Here is a 22,409-nt window from a genome sequence, read left to right on the forward strand (position 1 = left end):
TTTTAACTTTTCAGCATTGTCAAAAATATGAAGTTCTGAAATTGAAATCTTATTTTTAGCTGATATAATAGAAAAAGCTTCTACATGTATAGATGATGACAATTCATATAAAGTTGATTTCTAGGATGGTGACTATGGCCGATTTCGTACGTTTACAAGAAAAAGATGTAAAAAATCATCGTTTAAAAGCATATTTAGCTAAGATGAGTGGAGGTGGACATGCTCCTTCTAGAACTAATTTCGCTGATGCGTTAACAGGTGCTGCTGGTGGTTTACTATGTATCTTTGTATTACTTTGTTTAACAAACTATACAGGGACACCGTGGTTAATGGCATCACTTGGGGGGAGCTGTGTACTGGTATTTGTCGTATGGAATGCGCCGCTGTCACAACCTCGAAATATTATAGGTGGGCATATGATTTCAGCTTTTATCGGCGTGGCGATGTATTCATTGTTAGGATCGAGCGTTATTTCGATTAGTCTTGCAGTCGGCTTGACTATTTTCTGTATGGCACTTGCTGGGGTAATACATCCACCGGCAGGAGCAAACCCGATTATCATTATTTTAGGCGGCTACGGCTGGAGCTATTTAATAATGCCAGTATTCATAGGGGCAGTGATTATTGTCATTTTTGGCTTGCTAATTAATAATTTACGACAAACGAGAAAGTACCCACAATTTTGGTAAACAAATTTTTTTGAAAAATTTTTATTAAAATGTGTAACTATTTTGTTTCGTTGTCCGTCTACTGTCTAGGAAGTAAAGTATAAACTGATTTTGGAAACAGTTTACACTTTAAATATTTAATAAATGGACGCTTCCATAAAATAGCGTCAGCAATGAGCCGTCTGAGACAATGCACTGGGCTACCAACTTAAGAGCAGTTGTCAGATGCGCTCATTTGCCTTAGTATGTAAAGTAATGAGCTTTGTAAGTATATATAGCTAATTAGAGCTAAAGTGTTTGTCTTGATGAACACTTTAGCTCTTTTGTCTGTGCTTATTCATAACTTATTAGCATATCTTGGATAGGATTTGTTATATTGAAGAAAGAATAAAAATAATTTAAAAACGAATTATACCATGATAGGGGAAGATCTTTGTTGCGTGAAATTGATGGGGGGCTCTGGTTGTATGCTGTTGGATTGTGATGAGCAATTATTCATAACATATAGACAAAGTGGCGAAAACGGAGCCGAAAAGTTACTTTCAAAATGGGCAGAGGCTGAGGTCACAGCACAAGCTGATCCTAAAATATTAGGTTCTGCTTTGTCACCACAATTATTTTTAGTGAATGAAGAAGCGGCGATGAACATTGCATTTTCGACAGCTCGAAAATATTGGGGACGTGTTTCTACGACGTTACAACTTTTTTTCACTAAGCAGGGCCTGGATACAAAATATGTGAATGACCGACTGAATGCCTTTTTTTACACTCAAAAAGGGAAGGAAATCTTTTTTGACCAACTTTTTGCCCAGCATACAATGGATTTGGAGCGTTTAGTCTGGCTTGTGTTTGGCAAGCGATGGCAGGTACAGTTGCCAGAAGATGACTTACAAACGATATATTTATATAAATTTGAAAATGATTATTTTGTGCATATGATTTATAAAGAAGAACATTTATTTTGGCATTGGCTGTTTATGAAAAAAGTTTATTCACTGCTTATCCACAAACCATTAGAACAATTCACATTTATTTATGAAATTATGGGACATTTTGAACAATCTTCAGCAATTACTTATACACATGTGAATAACTTTGTGCATAATTACAGAAAAAATCTGGATAAGTGTATAACTTATGTGGATAAATGCAATTCTTCCTGTTTAGCGAAAAAACAGTTACGTCTTTATCAAATTGTGACCCACTATCGTTTGTCAGAGGGGCAATATCAACATATTAAAGATTTAATTACTTCATTTGAGGCTGATTGGCGTTATTCTATGTATGCATTAACAGAGAAAGAAAAGGTCTTAATTGCCTATATTTTATTGCATATAGCACATCAAGAGCGAGATTATGACAATGTTCTTCATTATGGTGAATATTTATTAGAAGATGAACGGCTTAATAACTACGCAATCGAAATTTTGCTAGAATATAAGGATTTACTGCCAAATCGAAAGCCAACACCACCGGCCATTATTAAAAATTATCATCTTAATTATTTAGAAAATTTGTATGCGGTATTGCTAGATACGTATGTCAGAATGGAACGTTACGAAGAGGGGCTACTGCTCTTAAAAGAACATGTACTGGCATCCAATAAAAAAATAAACGCCGTACTGGTACAGCAAGACTACAGTAAAGAGCAATTAATCGCTCTTGAGGCATCTGTGCAAAAAGATATTGCCCTTCATGTTAATAACTCATTACAACATATTGGACTATCTGTAGAAGAATGGCGCCAACATTATCGTCAACCTGATAGCTCGTATTATTTAGTCGCTCAAAGCGCTTCATTGCATATGATTAATATACTCAAAATTCTTTTTGTTACGGAACAATTTGAGCTATTTGAGAAATTAATCGAAGTATATAAAAAATATTTACTTGTTGAAGACCATTTCGAACAATTACGGATATTTATTAGTGCGTATGTGTAATAGACAAAAGAGTGTCCACTGAAGTCAAACAATGACTTACTTGGACACTCATTTTAATTTTTTAAATTGTTTGCGTGCCTGACACTACTTACTCTAAAACCCCTTTTTCTTGAAGTGCGTTGATTTGTTCAGCACTATAGCCAAGTGATGTCAGTACTTCTTCGTTATGTTCACCAAGCTTTGCGCCAACATGCTTGTACGCTGGATTGACGCCATCAAATTTAAAAGCAGATGCAATTTGTTTTTGCGTCGTACCATCGTTTTTCGGAATCTCCACAATCATGCCACGAGCTTGTAACTGTGGATGCTCGCATGCTTCTGGAAAAGTTAACACTGGCTCGACACAACCTTCAAAATCTTCATTAAAGACTTCAAGCCATTCGTTGTAGGTTTTCGATAAAAAGGCATCATGCACAGCCTCTTTAAAGCGAATTTGTGTATAGTACGAATCATTAAACGTATTATCGATTAGTTCAGGAATATCTAGTGCTTCACAGAGCAACCTACGAAACTGTGGCTCAAGACTGCCCACGGAGAAAAATCGACCATCCTTTGTTTTATAAAAATCATAGTAGCTACCGCCATTTAAAATTTCTTGTTCGGGTTGCGGTACACGACCGCCGCCGATATAGGCAGAGCCATACATTGCGTTAAGAGAAAATACCGCATCGGTCATACTAATATCCACAAACTGACCTTCTCCAGTTTTTTCACGGTGCAGTGCAGCAGCAAGTACCCCGATGGCAGCATGCATCGTACCGCCAGCAATATCTGCTAGCTGAATCCCCATAGAAACGGGCTTTTTGTCTTTATGACGAGAGTAATCGAGCACCCCTGCTAGTGCCAAATAATTATTATCATGCCCAGGTCGGTTGCTATACGGACCCGTTTGACCATAGCCTGTAATCGCACAATAAATCAATTTTGGATTCACTTCTTTTAACGTTTCATAGCCGATACCAAGTCTTTGCATAACCCCTGGTCGAAAACCTTCAATGATAACGTCATATTCTTGTACGAGTGTCTTTACAATATCTATAGCCTCAGGCGCTTTCAAATTTAATGTAAGAGACTTTTTAGAACGATTCAAGTGTTGATGAATATATGCCTCATGATCTTCATCATAGGGAGGCATAATACGCGTTAAGTCAACGCGTTTGGAGGATTCTACATGAATAACCTCCGCACCTAGGTCAGCAAAAATCATTGTCGCCATTTGCCCTGGTAGTAATGCAGAAAAATCGAGAATTTTTAACCCCTTTAAAATACCCAAATCTTCCAACCCCTTTTTGTGTAGGCTACAATGCTGTCGTTTAACATGCATTGGTAGCGCTTTTCTCATTATCCCCATAGTGTGAAAAGCAAGCTTTATACCATTCTGTATTAATACAGATTTTATTTATTTTAATCAGTATTATAACAGATGAACGATTAGATTGACTATGTTAATTTTCATTATAAATTAATTTATCAGAAAATTATATGTCAGAATAACAATAAAAGTAAAAAAATTTAGAATTTAGATGGTGGAGGACGTGCAAAGGGAGTGAAAGCTGGTAGAAATGCTGATACGGATGAGTAAATCACTGATAGAATTTTCATAAAAATGATGTTTACATTTTTTATTTTAGGGTACTTGATTAATGTGACGAATAGTTGGGTAAGCTTAAGTATAAGTCATCCTTGTGTGACACACGCTTATTATGAATTTGATATGTAAATTCGGGACACATCTCTTGATCAAACTTGACAGGACTTAAGGTTATCCCCCTTTCCCTTATGACAAAACAAGTATGATATGATGTATGCCTATATTTTGTTAAAGCCAAGAGAGCACCGATGCTTCTTGGCTTTTTAATTTGGGCAAGACTTTCTTCCATTATTTTAGAAATACTATGAAGGTTCGCTATCTACCTGTCGATATAAAGGGTATGATGAAAATGAAGTTTGTGCGTATCAATTAGATGTGAAAGGAAGAGTGAGATGGATAAAACAAAAATCCAAAAAGTGAACAAAGCACTGATCGCAACTGTTTTTGCTACTAGCGGGATTGCTGTTGTTGTACCACCACCACAAAAAGTAGCAGCAGCTACTTCACCATTTGTAGATATTAACCAATATTCAAGTCACTATGACAATATTTTAAAATTATACGCTCAAGGTGCAATTAGTGGATTTGCAGATAAAACATTCCGACCAAATCAAAATGTAACACGTGGTCAAGCAGCAAAAATGCTCGCTACAGTTTTAAAGTTAGATTTAAAAAATGTAGAAGATCCCTATTTTAGAGACGTACCAAAGAGCAATGAATATTATAAATATGTAGCAGCGTTGCAAAATGCAGGCATTATGTCTGGTTATGCAAATGGCTCATTTATGCCAAATGAAGTGATTACACGCGGGCAACTAGCCAAAATTTTAGTGCTTGGCTTTAAATTCGAGGTAGCATCGAATTTTAATCATAGCTTCCAAGATATTAATAGCCAATCAAGCAATGCTTACTATATTCAAACATTAGTAGATTTAAAGATTACAGAAGGAACAACACCTGTCACATTTTCTCCGTTCAATGCAGTAACTCGAGGTCAAATTGCTTCTTTTATTGTTCGTTCACAAGAGAAAAAGGGGAATGTATCAACTTATAAGATTACTGGTGTTGAAGATGATACTGTTTACATAAATTCTGAACCTTATTCAGTACCTGAAAACCTTTCACATATTTTCAATGAATACAATGCAGATGTATTAAAGGGTGCATTTATTGAGGGAGATATTTCAGGGAAATCTATTTATTCAGTTGCAAAGTTAACGTTGAATGCAAGCGGGACGAGCTCTCGAAAGTTACAGTTTGACGGTGACTATAAATCGTTTGGTGGCACAATCGTTGTCAATGGGAACTATATTGCGTTCGATAATGTTACGCTAACCGGCACAATGTTAGTAAATGAAACAGTTCGTCCACCTTTACATTTAGATGTATCCTACTATAAGCCATTAGCAATTGGCCGTGTAGCAAGCAATAATTTTTCATTTATTAACTGGTCAAATCCAGATAAGCCAGAAGATGAAAGCTCTAATAGCAACCCATCAGGCGATCTTCAAAATTGGACCGATTCCAATCAAAATCCAGATAAAAACAAGCCTTTCGAAAACTGGTCAAAAGACAAAGTGACTATGAAAAATGTCGAAAAGCACATTGAGTTTTACAATAGCACCGTATCACGACTTGTTGTGTCGCAAAGTGGTACAAAAATTGAAACAAATACAAAATTACCGCGTGTTGATATTATCGGAAACGTACGTGAGTTTGAAATCCAAGGTAATATCGGTACGTTAAATTTAGATACAGAAACAGCCCTTACAATATACGGAGATAGCAATATTGACTGGATAAATTACAATAGCTATACCGATTTAAAACTGTATATTGATGGTCGCGTAGGCACGCTTTATGTAGATAATGCATATGGTTGGGTTGATATTGGTGATTACACATATATCGATAAAGTAATTCTGCCAAAAGACGAAGGACCAAATAATATTTTTGATGACTTCTTAAATGATAAAGATAATGTGGGGAATATTACTGACCCTGACGGTAAACCAATCGATAAAGATGATATTGATAACCAAAAGCCAGCGGATAAAACAAAACCGTTAATTGATATTACCAAGTTAACGGTCTTAAATGGTAGCGATGTTCAAGTAGAGTTTACGTCAGATAAAGTAGGCACGTATTACTATATTGTGCGAGAAAAGGGCGTAGAAGTACCAACCAAACGAGAAATGGTGAATCGTATTTCTACAGATAATGCAGCAAGTGGCACGAGTGCAGCGGTAAACGGTAAAAATACGTTCAAAATTTCTAATTTAGGTGAGAAAAAAGAATACGTTGTCTATGTCATGGTAGTAGATGGAGCGAAAAATGCTTCAGATATTAAATCGCAATCGTTCCAAATGAAAGATTCATCACCACCATCAGTAAAATCGCTAATGGTAACCCCTCTACATGGTGGAACACGGGCAGAGTTTACATTTACAGCGAGTGAACCTGGGGAATACTTCTACTATGTACGTAAAAAGACAACTGCCGCAGATCCGACAACTGCAGATGTAATAGCTAACCCAACAGGTAAAGGGAAGGCACTTGCAGGTAAATTAGGAATTTCCGGATTGCTGACAGGATTAGACCCTGAACAAGAATATCAACTTTTTGTAGTGATGAAGGATGATTCAGGGAACAATTCAATTGATCCTATTCCAAAAGAAGCAATCAAAGAATTCAAAACAGGTGCTTTAGACAATCTACCTCCATATATTGTGGGTGGAGAGCTCTTTTTACAAGATGAAATTAAAAATGAATTTTATGTAACGGTCAGTGAGGAGTTAGATCCGATTGCAGCTGAAAAAGTTGAAAACTATGAACTGACAGGAACAGGTATTGTCAATCAAGGATTACAAAAGCCAATTCGACCAGAAAAGGTTGTATACAATAAAGCTCAAAAAAGATTAACATTCACAATCCCTTCTTTAACAGGTTTCGTTAATGGAGATAACTTGGTTGTAACGATATCTCCAAATGTAAAAGACCTTGCTGATAATGAATTCGAAAATATTAACAATACACCAGTGAATACTGTTCCGCGCAATACTGCAGAATATATTCATAAAGATGGTGAATGGCCATATTTAACGATTATCGGAGAACCTGCTATTAACGCTGCTAAAGACCAAACACTAGTTGAATTTAATGCGACAAAAGCCGGAACCTACCATTATTTAATTATGGAATCCGATTTAAATTTAACAAGAGATGACCGTCTACGATTAATCGAAGCTGTACAATTAAATGCAAAAGAATTTAATGTAGGGGGCAAAAATATCCCGATTATCGGCAGTGGTGGCAATAAGCCAGCACAATTAGGGAAACAAAAGGTGACAGTTCCGCTCCCTAATACAATTCCGCCGTTAGATCCGTTTAAGAGCTATTCCATTTATATGGTGTTGCGAGACCGTTCAGGAAATGTCTCGGATATTCAATCAAAACATGTAATTGATGACCGTACACCTCCTGTTATTGACAATACGTCTATTAAAATATTGGAAGGTGATCGGAAAGCAACCTTTAAATTTATGTCAGATGAGGATGGTTCGTATTACTACGTCCTTCGAAAGGTTGGCGATCCAACGCCTGGACCAACAACGCCTGAAGAAGTAATGGCTAAGGGAATTACGAGCAGCATGCGTAAAGATACAAATGAGATTTCTTTAACGCTTGAGCCACATCAAGAGTATGAGCTATATGTAGCAGTAAAAGACCGATATAATAATGTCACGATGGTGCAAAAAGGGACAGAATCAAAAGTTTACACATTTGATGAGAAGCAAAATAAACTTATAACGCTAACGCCTGGTTCAAATGGTACGGGTGTTATGAAATATACATTCTTTGCAGATGGAACACCACCAAAGGTAGAAGATCCAATCTATAAACGAATTGATGGCAAAACATTTGAAGTAACATTTTCAGAGGCTGTCGATACAGGATTTGATTTTAAATTAGTTCAACCAGGTACAACAACGCCTATTACACCAACTTACACACATAGCTGGAAAGATGTTACGGGTACAAATGATTGGGAATCTCGCAAGCTCATTATCAAGTTTAATACCGAAGTAAAAGAAAGCTTTGATATTAGTGTCAATGCTGCCGCGAAAGATAAAGGCGGCTGGACATTTAGTAAGGATCGAGCAGAGTATAAATATCCAACAAAAGAGAATACAATTACTTCTGCGACATTATTACCAGATACGCAATTCCCAAGTAATTTAAATATTTCTAAGAAAGTTGAAGTTGTTGCGAATCTGAATGCCGATATTACATGGGATCAGCAGTATTACTACGCTGTATTGAACTCAGGATATAATCTAACGCCTGATAATGTTATGGATGTTATTACGAAAGCAGATAGTAATAACTTTACGTATATTCCTGGGGGAGCAATTGTTTCCTATGGTAAAGGTAAGATTACAGCACCTTCTGATGCAAGTTCTGCGAAGACTTTCACAGCGATTCAAACAGGTAGTGATCCAAATTCAACAAACGTATTCCAAAAAGAGCAACGAATTTATCTATTCACGAAAGATAAATATGGAAATATTGTCTATGCAAAAGCTTCTACAGATCCAGCAGCTTTAGATTATGTATTAATTCAACCTAGAACACAATAAATATAAAAAGAGAAAGCCACTAGCTAATATTCATGCTAGTGGCTTACTGTTTAATTGTGGTTTATTTGCAATGACAAATCCCACACCGCTTAAGACAGGGTATGGGATTTCTATAAGTTAATTTCTAATAATTTGGAACGTACCAGAAGTTTGTGTTTCTATAATGTATTGATTGCCATTGACTGTATAGGAAACAGGTTCTTGGTCACCGAATTCATTGAGCTGAACAATGGAAGCATTGTCAGGTAAATTTTCTAAAATAATTTCAATATTCGCATCAAATTTAACAGGTTTTTTATTTAATACGGCTTGGAAAGTAATGCGATTTAAATTTCTTGTCAGCTGAACATCCATTACGCCTGAATCCTTATTAACAAGTGTATTGAGCGGTGGGATGACTAGAACCATATTTGCTTTCGTTGTTAAAACAAAACGTTCATTTTTATTTTCAGAATCAGCAACATTAATTTTTGCTTTATACGTGTTTCTTCTACTCTTAGACATTAGTGTATTTTTACCAGGTACTGCTGCCGAGTCTGACAATGTTGGTGTATCGATTGTATGACCATTTTCAGGTAGTTTATATTTCCCTTTTACAAAGTCTACTAATTTCCAAACGTTTGGAACAAGCTGTTGTTGTACGGGTGTTAATGCTTCAAAAGCGTTTTTTGCTGCTTGGACATCCTGTGTTGTAGACGTTTTTGGCGATAAGGCAGCAATGGTATTTTCTACTTGCTTCGCTGCGGATTTATCCAATATAACGACCTGTTCGGCATCTAATAATTGTTTTTCAATCCCTGCAGGTAAAACAACATTGGAGAATTTTCGCAATGCATTATACTCAGCGCGCGCTTCTGCCACATCTTTATGGAAGCTAATTCGAGAAGCGTTTAACAATTGAATTTTATTAACAACTTTATCAACAGAAGTATTCGGTGTAATTGTTGACGTCAGTATTTTTTGGGTTGCTTCACTTACAAAGGTTTTTTGCGCAGCATTTAACCTATTGTACCAATCTCTCGTTTCAATTACATTTTGATAATAGTTAACAGAAGTAGAGTCAACGGAAGCTAATTTTTCTTCTATTTGTGCAGCTAGTCGACGATAACTTACTCTTGTTTGTTGATGATTGGATAGTGTCCCATAATTCGTTACATATTGCTTTTCAGTTTCTGTTAACGCATTGTACGCCTTTAGTGCAGCTTCTAAGTATGGCTGAAACGAGAAGGATGTATCATTAATATTGGAAATCAACTGGATAACGTTGTTAACGTTAGCATTATAGTAATTATTATATATGTAAGCAGTCTTGGCATGTGCCGAATGATCAGCAGCTGAGGCAGACGTTATAGGTGTTGAATAGATAAGTGAAGGTACTGCTACTAGTGCAAGCAAGGCTAGGTTTCTTTTGTGTTTCATATGGGCAAACCTCCTATATTTTATACTTAATTTTATCATAGCTTAAGGATTTTATATGCATATTTTAGCTGAATAGGTAAAAAGGTCCGATGTTTTTTTAAACTCAATACGTCTTATTTACGACAAATAGGATTGTAAACGGACTTTATTAATTGAAAACTTTACGTTGCTTGGTAAATTCAGTGAAACTTTTATTGTTATACTACCAATGATACATTATGATTATTTTATAAAAATGGAGGTGTTTGTAATGAAAAAATCCAAAAGTATTGCATTAAAGCTCACTTCTTTAATTTTAGGTGTATTTTTAGTATTATTTGTTGCTTATACATTAGTAACTAGCGCTACTCTACATAATCAGAGTGTCGATGATTCAGAAAAGGCAACGTTGCAAAATGCGGAGTTATCTGCTGCAAAAATGAGCGAACGGTTTAAAAAAGCCAATGATACATTACAAACAACAAAACGTATTGTTGAAGCAATGGAAAAAAATGATGCGCTTTCGACAGAAAGTGTAATGGATATACTGAATACGAATTTAACGAATAATAATGATTTACTTGGTGTAGGAGCCGTTATAGAAAATGGTGCGGTAAAAGTAGGACCAACTACTGATACGGCATTAATTGATGTGAAAAATCGCTTTATCCCTTATCTAACTAAAGATGGCAACCAAATCAACACAGATCCTATAGAAGGAATTGATGACCCGAAAGCGGAGGATGATTGGTATCGGATACCAAAAGGAGAAGGGCGTGCTGTATTAACAGAGCCGTATGATTATAATGTGAACGGTAAAACTGTCTCGATGACGACTATTGCTGTGCCACTGTATAACGCTTCTGGTACATATTTTGGCGTATTAACAGCTGATTTATCTATCGATTTTTTAAAGGAATTAGCTGACTCTATACAGCCTGATGGTGGTTATGCAGGCATTATTACAGATCAAGGCATGTTAACGGTCAATAGTATTAACGAAAAGTTAGATGGGACAAATATGCAGGATGCGGTTGATTGGACAAGTATTAGACAATCTATGGATGAAGGAAAAGCGGACAGTCTATATGTAGACTCGAAGCAGCTTGGGGAAAAATCATTTAATGCTTTTGCTCCAATGATGTTAGAGAATATCGATGAAGTATGGTCAGTGCAATTAGTTTTACCTAATTCTAAAATATTAGAAACATATAATAAAATCCTTGTCTTCACGATTGTATCAGCAATTATTATGGTAATTTTAATGGCCGCTGCTAGTGCGATGTTTATATTTAAGCAGTTGAAGCCTTTAAAGGTTTTACGTACATCGATTGAAACAGCAGCAGAAGGCGATTTAACGAAAAAGATAGATGATAAATTTATAAAAGCCGATGAAATTGGTGCTGTTGCATTAGCTTATAATAATATGCTGGATAAGACGAATGATGCCATACATACGGTATTAAATTCTTCAACATTGCTCAATCAATCATCCGACCATGTTCATGAAGCCTTTAATGAAATTGTAGCATCAAGTCAGGAAGTATCTGTCGCAATTAACGAAATAGCGCAAGGTGCATCAAAACAATCAGAGGATACAGAAGAAACGAATTATCGAATGATTGACTTATCTGACCAAATTGACGCCATTACAAGGTTGTCAAAGCAAATGGACGAGCTGTCAATCAAAACACAAACTTCTACAGAGCAGGGCATGAAAGAAGTGGAAAGTTTACGTGACCGAAATGCGGAAACGAATGAAATGAATGGACGTATCCAACGTCAAATGGAATCTTTGTCTAGCAATATTAACAATATCAATCAAATTATTGCATCTATTCAAGGAATAACAGAGCAAACGAATCTATTAGCACTGAATGCAAGTATAGAAGCTGCTCGAGCGGGAGAACACGGCAAAGGCTTTGCAGTAGTAGCAGAGGAAGTGCGTAAACTGGCAGAGCAGTCTAAAAACGAAACAGAAGTTATTAAACAAACGGTCTCTAGCATTCTAGCAGATTCAAAGCAAACGGTATCCGTTATTGCTTCCAATGCAAGCTTAATGCAAGCGCAAAATGAATCGGTACAAAATACAGAGTTAGCTTTTAAGGATAATAACGAGCTATCTCAATCAATTGCAACAGCAATTAATGAACTATTGTCAGAGCTTTCACAAATGTTGGAGCAAAAGGACCAAGCCATTACGGCGATTCAAAGTATTTCTGCCGTTTCAGAGGAAACTGCTGCTTCTGCAGAACAGGTGAGTGCATCAGCCGCAGACCAACAGGCAGAAATGGAAAAGGTCGCAGAATCTATCAACAACATGAACCAAATTTCTAAAGAACTCCAAGAGGTCGTGAATCGATTTAAACTTGCTTAATAAAGAGAGATGGAAATACCCGCGAAGTAGAGAGGTTTACCCGCGGAGCAGGGAGATTTACCCGCGAAGCAAGGAGGTTTACCCGCGAAGCAGGGAGGTTTATCCGCGAAACAAGGTGAAATACCCGCGAAGCAAAGAGGTTTACCCGCGGAGCAGGGAGATTTACCCGCGAAGCAAGGAGGTTTACCCGCGAAGCAGGGAGATTTACCCGCGAAACAGGGTGATACCCGTGAAGCATAGAGGTTTACCCGCGGAGTAGGGTGATACCCGTGGAGCAGAGAGATTTACCCGCGAAATAGAGTGAAATATCCGCGGAACAGGGAGATTTACCCGCGAAACAGGGTGATATCCGCGGAGCAAGGTGATTTACCCGCGGAGCAGGGAGATTTACCCGCGAAGCAAGGTGATTTACCCGCGGAACAAGGTGAAATACCCGCGGAGCAGCGTGATATCCGCGGAGCAAAGTGGTTTACCCGCGGAGCAAGATGAAATACCCGCGAAGCAGGGAGGTTTACCCGCGGAGCAGAGAGATTTACCCGCGAAGCAGGGAGGTTTACCCGCGGAGCAGAGAGATTTACCCGCGAAACAGGGTGATACCCGCGGAGCAAGGTGATTTCCCCGCGAAGCAGAGAGGTTTATCCGCGAAACAAGGTGAAATACCCGCGAAGCAGGGTGATATCCGCGGAGCAAAGTGGTTTACCCGCGGAGCAAGATGAAATACCCGCGAAGCAGGGAGGTTTACCCGCGGAGCAGAGAGATTTCCCCGCGGAGCAGGGAGATTTCCCCGCGGAGCAGGGCGATTTATCCGGGAAATAGGGAGGTTTACCCGCGAAGCAGAGTGATTTACCCGTGAAGCAGGGTGATACCCGTGAAGCAAAGAGATTTACCCGCGAAGCAAGATTAAATACCCCAAAGCAAAGCAAAAACCTACAAACATAAAAAGGAGCTGTCCTAGCAAGGGGCAGTTCTTTTTTATGTAAACTTATACTAGCGGGGGAGCATTGACCCATGTCGTGAACAGTTTTACTATAGAAAGAGATGAAAGGGGGTCACCTCCATGATGTATCTCGGTATGATTTTCTTTAAAATAGTTGCCCCTATTTTAGTGTTGCTTGTACTTGGTGCATTTTTACAAAAGAAATTTTCTTTTAATTTAAAAGCATTATCTCAGCTCATTACGTATTGTTTTATGCCAGCTGCGGTATTTGTGAATTTATATGAAACAAGTGTGGAGTTATCAGTGCTGGGGGAAGTGGCATTATTTATTGTGCTCTTTATCGGCAGTCAAATGGTGCTTAGTCATTTTTTAGCGAAGGGGCTTGGTCTAGCGAAAACAGAGACGGCAGTGTTTAAAAATAGTGTTGTCCTAATTAACTCCGGCAACTATGGTATTCCAGTTGCACAAATGATTTTTGCAACGCAGCCCATTGGGGTGGCAATCCAAGTGATTCTCGTTATTTTTCAAAATATGACGACCTATACATATGGTTTATATAATTTAATCTCTTCGACTAAATCAGGGATGGCGATCATAAAGGACTTCCTGAAAATGCCTATTATTCATGCCCTTATAATAGGCGTGGCAATGAATTTTTTTAATATTGGCATTCCACAATTTATCCGTATTCCAATTGACCACGTAGCTGATGGCTTTATTGCCGTAGCGCTTATTACACTGGGTGCACAACTATCACAGCTTGAAATCAAGTCCATGTTCAATAAAACGGTGTTTGTTAGCTGCATTACACGTCTAGTAGTAGTACAGCCGTTGCATTGCTTATTATTTTTGTCCTCGGTTTAGATGGTGTTGTCGCTCAGTCACTCTTCATTGCAAGTGCATTTCCGACCTCACGCAATAGCTCTAGCTTGGCATTAGAATATGATGTTGAGTCGGCAACTGCTGCGCAAACGGTTCTTTTTTCCACGATTGTTAGCTGTCTAACAGTAACAATTGTCATTTATCTAGCAGAACTGCTATTTACGTAATTACTCGAGGATAATAGCAAGATAAATCTAATTATAACTTCCATCTATTAGAAAAATCTGTTACACTATCATCAAACTTAATAGCTATAACTAGGGGAGTCCGATGAGTCGGGCTGAGAGGGAAACGCATAGAGGTTTCTTGACCCTTTGGACCTGATCTGGCTCATACCAGCGTGGGAAAGTTAATGAACATCGCACTCCTAGAATTTTTTGCGATAAATAAACCTTACATGTACAGCCGGATCCAATATTTTTGGATTCGGCTTTTTTATTTGTAATGCTACCTATTGGCGTGAGCTAGATTCGGTCCTTTTTGAAAATTTATGGAAAAGGGAGCGGAATAGTATATGACAACAGTTAGCGAAAAGAACATTACCATTATGACAAGTTTTGACGGAAGTAAAAAAGTATATGTAGAAGGAACACGCCCAGATATTTTAGTACCGATGCGTGAAATTCAGCTAAGCCCAACAACGGGTAGTTTTGGAGAAGAAGATAATGCACCAGTACGTGTTTATGATACGAGCGGTCCTTATACGGATCCAACTTACAAAGTGGATATTACAAAAGGTTTACCTGCATTGCGTAGTGCGTGGATAAAAGAACGTGGAGATGTAGAGGAGTACGAAGGGCGGACGATTAAACCAGAGGATAATGGCTTCCGCAAAGCAGACGACCCTCGTATGAAGGAAAACGTTTTTCCGGAGCTTTCCCGAAAACCATTACGTGCAAAAAAAGGTCGCAACGTGACACAACTGCATTATGCAAGACAAGGGATTATTACCCCGGAAATGGAATTTGTAGCGATTCGTGAACATGTAGAACCAGAATTTGTACGTGCAGAAATTGCTGCAGGACGTGCCATTATGCCATCCAATATTAATCATCCAGAGGCAGAGCCGATGATTATTGGCCGAAACTTTCATGTCAAAATTAATGCCAATATTGGTAATTCGGCTGTTTCTTCCTCTATAGCAGAGGAAGTTGAAAAAATGACATGGGCTACACGATGGGGCGCAGATAATATAATGGACCTATCTACTGGCAAGCATATTCATACAACCCGCGAATGGATTATTCGGAATGCAGCTGTACCTGTAGGAACTGTGCCAATTTATCAGGCACTCGAAAAGGTCAATGGTGTAGCCGAGGATTTAACATGGGAAGTGTATCGTGATACGTTGATCGAGCAAGCTGAACAAGGGGTGGATTACTTTACGATTCATGCAGGCGTGTTGCTTCGTTATGTACCACTCACAGCTAATCGCGTAACGGGCATTGTGTCGCGTGGTGGTTCGATTATGGCGCAATGGTGCCTATTCCATCACCAAGAAAACTTCTTATATACTCATTTTGAAGAAATTTGTGAAATTATGAAAACGTATGATGTTGCTTTTTCATTAGGGGATGGTTTACGCCCAGGTTCAATTGCTGATGCCAATGATGAGGCACAGTTTGCGGAGCTTGATACGTTAGGAGAGTTAACGCAAATTGCATGGAAGCACGATGTACAAGTAATGGTAGAGGGACCTGGGCACGTACCGATGCATCTCATTAAAGAAAATATGGACAAACAATTGGAAGTTTGCAAAGAAGCACCTTTTTACACATTGAGGCCTCTTACAACGGATATCGCGCCAGGCTATGACCATATTACATCTGCCATTGGCGCAGCGATGATTGGCTGGTTTGGCACAGCGATGCTATGTTATGTGACACCGAAGGAACATTTAGGCTTACCAAATCGAGAAGATGTTCGTGTAGGGGTCATTACCTATAAAATTGCGGCACACGCGGCTGACTTAGCGAAAGGGCACCCTGGGGCACAACAAAGAGATGATGCGCTATCCAAAGCGCGATTTGAGTTCCGCTGGCGCGATCAGTTTAACTTATCATTAGACCCAGAACGAGCAGTAGAATACCACGATGAAACATTACCCGCAGAGGGAGCAAAAACAGCCCATTTCTGCTCAATGTGTGGCCCTAAGTTTTGCAGTATGAGAATTTCTCAAGATATTCGTAACTATGCTAAAGAAAAAGATTTAAATACGACAGAAGCTATCCATCAAGGAATGAAGGAAAAGGCTCAAGAGTTTAAAAAAGCTGGTAGCCGATTGTATCAGTAACAAAAGAAATCACCGATAAACCGCGGACAACATCCGATTCACCATAGTAGCAAAAAGTGTTAGATTGACTGCAATCAATCTAACACTTTTTTGTCTTAGCTTTTTAGACTTTAAATTTATTTATATGTGCTTGAAGGGTGGTAGCCCCGTCGTTTAAAGATTGTGCAACAGCATTCATTTCTTGGATGGTGGATGTTTGTTCTTCAATTGCGCTTGAAATCGTTTCGGATTGTTCTGCCACGTTTTTTGCTACCGCAGACATTTCATTGACAGATGCAGCAACCTCTTCAGTACTTGCAGAAATTTGTTGAGTAGAAGCAGAAACGTCTTCTATTTCGGATGCCATATCTTCAATTGCGCCCATAATGCCATTAAATGCGTTTTGCGCATGTTGAATGTATGAAACGCCTTCATCAATATTTTGTACTGTAACGCTCACCGCTTTTTCGACTTCCAATGTATTTTGCTGAATATCATTAATTAAGTTAATGATTTGGTTGGCTGATATTTTGGATTCCTCCGCTAATTTACGTACTTCATCTGCCACGACAGCAAATCCTTGCCCATGTTCGCCAGCCCGCACTGCTTCGATGGCAGCATTCAAAGCTAGTAGGTTGGTCTGATCGGTAATTTCAGTAATGACTTTCGTTATATTTTCAATCTCAGTCGATTGCGTACTTAACTGTTTAATAAGCGCATTTGTCTTATCTGAAGATTGTTGAATAACCATCATTTGATTTTCGGTCTTTTGCAACATCTTTTCACCATTAGTCGCAACGCTTTGTGTATCAAGCGCTTTCGAATGAAGCATCTGTGTGGCTTCAGCGATGCGCTGGACTCCACGTGCAGTTTCGTCCATGGCCATAGCGGTTTCTTGCCCTGTCATGACAGCCTGACTACCGCCTCGAGCCATTAATTCTACGCGTTTAGCAACGTCATTTGAAGAAGAAGTAACGTCGTCAGTGCTTGCGGCTAATTCTCCTGCACTTGTAGTAGTATGTTCTACATTGATCGCTATATTGTCAATGAGAGAGCGCAAATTTGCTTTCATTACATTAAATGAATCGGCTAACTTTCGAATCTCATCTTTTGTCTTTACTTTCACATCCTCTTGACGTAAATCACCGGTAGCAATGATATTTGCTGCCTTAGCTAGGCGATTGACAGGCTTTGTAATAATCCTTGTCATAATGAAGGCGATGAGAAAGGCTAAACTTGTGGAAAAGGCAGCGAGAATTAAGATAATCGATGAGCTTATAGTTTCCACTTTTGACGACTCAGCACGTGCTAACTGTACTTGTCTTTCCTCATAAAATGCAATTTCATGTGCGGCTTGTTGGATTGCAGCAGCAGCAGGGCGTGCTTTTGTTCGAAGAATGTCAATGGCAGGTTGTAAATTATCGGGACTGTATGTATTAATAATCTCCAGTGCTGCTTTTTCAAAAATCGCCTGATTGGCTTTAATAACTTCCATTTGCTTTTGTGTCGTTTCTGAAGTGAATAAGCTATCTAGCTCTTCCACCTTGTCTTGAATCAACTTTTCTTGGTCATCGAGGTTTTTAATGGTTGCTTCATTGGGTTCGAGAATATATGAACGAAGATAGTTGCTCTGCATTGAAGAAGCAATGACAATTTTATCGACTTGAATCAGCTTATAAACACGGTTTTCAAATAAGTCTTTATTTAAATTATTAATGTGATTCAGTTGGTAGTAAGCGATTGAGGAAATAGTTAGTAATAAAAGAATGATTGTACTAAATCCAATATATAGTTTCATTCGAATCGACATCTTTTTTCCTCCATTCCAGTTTTGTAATAGTTGTCACGTATCAATGCCCAAAAAATTTTATCGACATTAGGAATAAGAACAGTACAAAGTTGTGGAATTTTCATATAAATGGTATACAAGAACACCTATATGACGATGACAGATATACATAGTAAAAGGAAACAATAAAAAATGAATTCCACTGCATATTACTTTTTCAGTGAGTGGGGGAGTTACCTTTAAGTCAGTTGAGGCAGCTTACGCCAATCTACTGAATAGTAAACGGTAAAGATAGTCTAAGTGACAGATGCGAAAGCTTTAGAACGAAGGAAGATTGAAATATGTACGATAGTCTTCCAATGTAGCTACTTGTTATAAAGCTTATTGGGACTAGCAAAATAACGAAGTAAAAATGACAAAAGGCATCGAGAAATGCACATTCTCGCTACCTTTTGTCTACTTGCCAATGACTGCAAGTATTATTGGATATCAATATAGGGGAATATTAGATGTTTGCTACTTGTTTTACTTCTTTTTTTACATACGGATTTGAAAGATCCATACCTTCTAATGATAGACCCATTGCTTTCGCTACACCCTCACCATATGCAGGGTCAGCTAAATAGCAGTGTAAGATGTGGCGACGTTTGATGAATTCTTCAACTGAAGCCATATCATTTGCTGTATTTTCGAATAAGCGTTGTTGCTCTTCCGCAGATAACAGACGGAATAATTTACCTGGTTGTTCGAAGTAGTTATTGTCATCTTCTCGGAAGTCGTGGATATCAGCATGACCATCAATACGTAATGGTGGCTCTTTATAGTCTAGATTGTGCTCCCATTCACCGTAGCTGTTTGGTTCATAGCTTAATGTAGAACCGAGATTGCCATCAAAACGCATAGCGCCATCGCGGTGGAATGAACGGAATGGGCATTTTGGTGCGTTTACAGGCAGACTGTGGTGGTTTACGCCTAAGCGATAGCGAGCTGCATCTGCGTATGCAAAAATACGAGCTTGTAACATTTTGTCTGGAGAGTAGCTGATACCAGGCACAATGTTAGATGGTGCAAACGATGATTGTTCTACTTCTGCAAAGTAGTTATCAGGGTTTTTATTTAACTCGAATTCGCCAACTGGAATTAGTGGGAAGTCTTTTTTATACCAAACTTTTGTTAAGTCGAATGGGTTATAAGGTAATTCACGCGCTTGTTCTTCTGTCATGACTTGAATGTACATTTTCCATTTTGGGAAATCGCCTCGTTCGATAGCTTCGTACAAGTCACGTTGTGAAGATTCGCGGTCTTTACCGATAATTTCAGCTGCTTCAGCACCTGTTAAGTTTTTAATGCCTTGCTCTGTACGGAAGTGGAATTTCACCCATACACGCTCATTTTGTGCATTGATGAAGCTGTAAGTGTGTGAGCCGAAACCATGCATATTACGATAACCTGTTGGAATACCACGGTCAGACATAACAATTGTAATTTGGTGTAACGCTTCTGGTAATAAAGTCCAGAAATCCCAGTTAGAGTTTGCGTTTTTCATATTTGTGCGTGGATCGCGTTTTACTACGTGGTTTAAATCTGTAAAGTGTAACGGATCACGGAAGAAGAATACAGGTGTGTTATTACCAACTAAATCCCAGTTACCTTCTTCTGTATAGAATTTCAATGCAAAGCCTCGAATATCGCGCTCTGCATCTGCAGCACCGCGTTCTCCCGCTACAGTTGAGAAACGAGCGAACATTGGTGTTTTCTTCCCGATTTCAGAGAAGATTTTAGCTTTCGTATATTGAGAAATATCATGTGTCACAGTGAATGTACCGAATGCTCCTGAACCTTTAGCATGCATACGGCGCTCCGGAATAACTTCACGGTTGAAGTTTGCTAATTTTTCAACTAACCATACATCTTGAAGTAAAAGTGGACCACGAGGACCTGCAGACATAGAGTCGTGGTTGCTTACTACTGGAGCACCACCTGCTGTTGTGAAACGACGGCTACGATCATTTGCGTTTGTCATATTAGTTTACCTCCTGAAAAATATTGTGAGTCAAACTCCTCGTAAATAACTATAACAAATATAAAATAGAATTGCTAGTACATTATAATAATTATTGTTAAAGAATTTATATAGCAATGTATAAACTATAAATATATGCATAGCTTTCAACCAATATACATATTTTTTTAGAATATTTTCACTGTTTTTATAGTTTTTACGGTTATTTTAAAGGAATAAGTGATTTGCAAGTATATAAGATTAAAGACAAAGTATATTTGGGAATCCTTCTTATTTAATATTGATATTGAAAATAAGGTAGTCTAAATGAAAATTACGATTGGATAATGCCTCCTTGATTTTTCCATCCTTTTCGATAGCGGTTAGGTGTAGTCCCTATGAGCTGTTTGAATAATTTGCTGAAATAATTCGGATCATCAAAGCCATTTAACAGCGCAATTTCACTAATGGCAAAATCGGTTTCAATAAGCATTTTAGTTGAATTATGAATACGAACTTGCTGTAAATAGCGTTTGAATGGCTGGCCTTGTTTTCGTGAAAATATTGTACTTAAATAATTGGGGCTAATCCCTAACTTATTTGCGATAAATGGTAAGGATAGTTCATGATTATGATATTGATGATCGATTATTTCCAAAGCTAATTCTATATAGTCCGCTTTTTTCTCCATTCGAGCTTCACGTGCCAATTCAATAAGTCGCTGTGTGAATAAAATAATGCCATTGAGAATTGTATAGAATATAGGGTGTTCAATAATCAAATGAAAAAGTTGCCGATAATTTTGCTCGATAGCAGCTTTTTCATGCAGTTTGTATTTCAGCATAAATCGGCGGATTTGCGCCAGTACACTGGTAAGGTGGATGCGCAAATCATCTTGCTCGTAATAGATACCTCCATTTGATAAGCGATATAAGAACGTTTTTACTGCTTCAATATTACCTTCCTCTAAACTTTTAATAAGTAATTGTTGCTCCTCTGGTGTCAGTAAAGGGTCGAGAGGGTGTGTTTGGTATTGTTTCGTTGCATAAAAAATATGGCCGTAGCCTTCATAAAAGCTTTGCAGTAGGGCTCGCTTTGTTAATGCATACATTTCTTTTAAAGTTGTCGGCGCACCATCATAAACGCCGATATTCAGAGCGCCGTTATTCGTCATTTGCCATTCCTTTAGCAAGGTTCTTATATCTTTTTCAATAATTTTTAAATCGCTTGTTTGAAAGAGGCAGATGATTGCACCTGATAACGGATAAATGCTCATTTGATAATAAATCGGTGTTTGTTGAAGCCAAATGAACAATTTATTTAATGTTTCTGGATGCTCAGGTTCAATCATTGTGAACTGGATATCGGTTGTTAATGAGTTAGTTGTGTTCTCTAAAAATAATTGATAGTAAAAAGATTCACCTTTAGCATCAGCACTAACTTTTGGGATTTGAGGTGTATGAAGCGAAATAGCACTAAGCTTTTGCTTTAAAACTTCTAAATCTATTGGTTTTACAAAAAGATGCGCCACCTGTAAATCTATTGCTTTTAATGCGTTTTTAAATAACGGCTCTGTGGTGATGGCTAGGATTTTTCCTGAGTGTTTTTGTAAAAGCCCGTACAGAGCTGTTAAACGATTATTCGGTAGCATGTCGATATTTAACAAAATAACTTCTGGTACAAATTGTTGAATGCTTTTTGCAGCCTCGGAAATAGTCGTGCACATCTCAATTGATAATTCTCCTGGAAAGTATGTATGTAAAAACCAACGAATGCCCGAAAGTTCCGTAAGATCTCGATCAATTAATAATAATTTCATTTAAATCAGCCTTTCTTAAAAAAATCCTGTTTCGTAAAAAAATACGATTATATTATTAAAAATAACATAAAAATCTGAAATAATTCCTGTT

The 22,409-nt window shown here is 38.0% G+C and carries 11 protein-coding genes, 1 pseudogene and 1 riboswitch; of the genes and pseudogenes, 7 read left to right on the forward strand and 5 right to left on the reverse strand.

Annotated features, from left to right (window positions below; all coding sequences use genetic code 11):
- Positions 1 to 134 precede the first annotated feature (134 nt).
- Together LO754_RS00900 and LO754_RS00905 are read left to right on the forward strand one after the other, a co-directional pair.
- A complete protein-coding gene (locus tag LO754_RS00900) occupies positions 135 to 689 on the forward strand; it encodes an HPP family protein (RefSeq protein WP_024360757.1) in 555 nt (184 codons plus the stop codon).
- 446 nt (positions 690 to 1,135) lie between these two features.
- On the forward strand, positions 1,136 to 2,611 hold the full coding sequence (locus LO754_RS00905; protein WP_024360756.1) for a hypothetical protein: 1,476 nt from the start codon (positions 1,136 to 1,138) through the stop codon (positions 2,609 to 2,611).
- Between the two features lie 88 nt (positions 2,612 to 2,699).
- On the opposite strand, the gene LO754_RS00910 is transcribed toward LO754_RS00905, so the two are convergent.
- Positions 2,700 to 3,884, reverse strand: coding sequence for a CaiB/BaiF CoA transferase family protein (locus LO754_RS00910; protein ID WP_231785397.1), 1,185 nt, complete (start codon positions 3,882 to 3,884; stop codon positions 2,700 to 2,702).
- Between the two features lie 710 nt (positions 3,885 to 4,594).
- Between LO754_RS00910 and LO754_RS00915 the strand changes: the two genes are divergently transcribed.
- On the forward strand, positions 4,595 to 8,842 hold the full coding sequence (locus LO754_RS00915; protein ID WP_231785398.1) for an S-layer homology domain-containing protein: 4,248 nt from the start codon (positions 4,595 to 4,597) through the stop codon (positions 8,840 to 8,842).
- A gap of 117 nt (positions 8,843 to 8,959) precedes the next feature.
- Here the strand turns inward: LO754_RS00915 and LO754_RS00920 are convergent, their stop codons facing one another.
- Positions 8,960 to 10,261: a hypothetical protein gene (locus LO754_RS00920; protein ID WP_231785399.1), complete on the reverse strand. Its 1,302-nt coding sequence runs from the start codon at positions 10,259 to 10,261 to the stop codon at positions 8,960 to 8,962.
- Between the two features lie 250 nt (positions 10,262 to 10,511).
- On the opposite strand from LO754_RS00920, the gene LO754_RS00925 reads away from it, so the two are divergent.
- The 4 genes and pseudogenes from LO754_RS00925 (at position 10,512) to thiC (ending at position 16,729) form a co-directional block, all read left to right on the forward strand.
- Complete coding sequence (locus LO754_RS00925; RefSeq protein WP_231785400.1) at positions 10,512 to 12,617, forward strand: methyl-accepting chemotaxis protein; 2,106 nt, start codon at positions 10,512 to 10,514, stop codon at positions 12,615 to 12,617.
- Positions 12,618 to 13,062: 445 nt separating this feature from the next.
- Positions 13,063 to 13,230 carry a hypothetical protein gene (locus LO754_RS00930; protein WP_231785401.1) on the forward strand — a complete coding sequence of 56 codons (168 nt, stop codon included), beginning with the start codon at positions 13,063 to 13,065 and terminating at the stop codon, positions 13,228 to 13,230.
- Between the two features lie 444 nt (positions 13,231 to 13,674).
- Positions 13,675 to 14,603: pseudogene (locus LO754_RS00935) on the forward strand (AEC family transporter).
- Positions 14,604 to 14,685: 82 nt separating this feature from the next.
- Positions 14,686 to 14,800, forward strand: a riboswitch (TPP riboswitch).
- Positions 14,801 to 14,950: 150 nt separating this feature from the next.
- Positions 14,951 to 16,729, forward strand: a complete 1,779-nt coding sequence (gene thiC, locus LO754_RS00940) for a phosphomethylpyrimidine synthase ThiC (protein ID WP_231785402.1) — start codon at positions 14,951 to 14,953, stop codon at positions 16,727 to 16,729.
- Positions 16,730 to 16,832: 103 nt separating this feature from the next.
- Here thiC and LO754_RS00945 read toward each other — a convergent pair whose 3' ends face one another.
- The 3 genes from LO754_RS00945 to LO754_RS00955 all read right to left on the reverse strand — a co-directional run bounded on the left by LO754_RS00945 (position 16,833) and on the right by LO754_RS00955 (position 22,318).
- Positions 16,833 to 18,518 carry a methyl-accepting chemotaxis protein gene (locus LO754_RS00945; protein WP_231785403.1) on the reverse strand — a complete coding sequence of 562 codons (1,686 nt, stop codon included), beginning with the start codon at positions 18,516 to 18,518 and terminating at the stop codon, positions 16,833 to 16,835.
- A gap of 484 nt (positions 18,519 to 19,002) precedes the next feature.
- The gene (locus LO754_RS00950) at positions 19,003 to 20,520 is read right to left on the reverse strand and encodes a catalase (RefSeq protein ID WP_024360746.1); all 1,518 of its coding nucleotides are present in this window, start codon (positions 20,518 to 20,520) and stop codon (positions 19,003 to 19,005) included.
- A 313-nt stretch (positions 20,521 to 20,833) separates the two neighbouring features.
- Positions 20,834 to 22,318, reverse strand: coding sequence for a helix-turn-helix domain-containing protein (locus LO754_RS00955; RefSeq protein ID WP_231785404.1), 1,485 nt, complete (start codon positions 22,316 to 22,318; stop codon positions 20,834 to 20,836).
- Positions 22,319 to 22,409 lie beyond the last annotated feature (91 nt).

This window comes from Lysinibacillus sp. GJ-1, assembly GCF_021166035.1.
GTDB lineage: Bacteria > Bacillota > Bacilli > Bacillales_A > Planococcaceae > Lysinibacillus > Lysinibacillus sphaericus.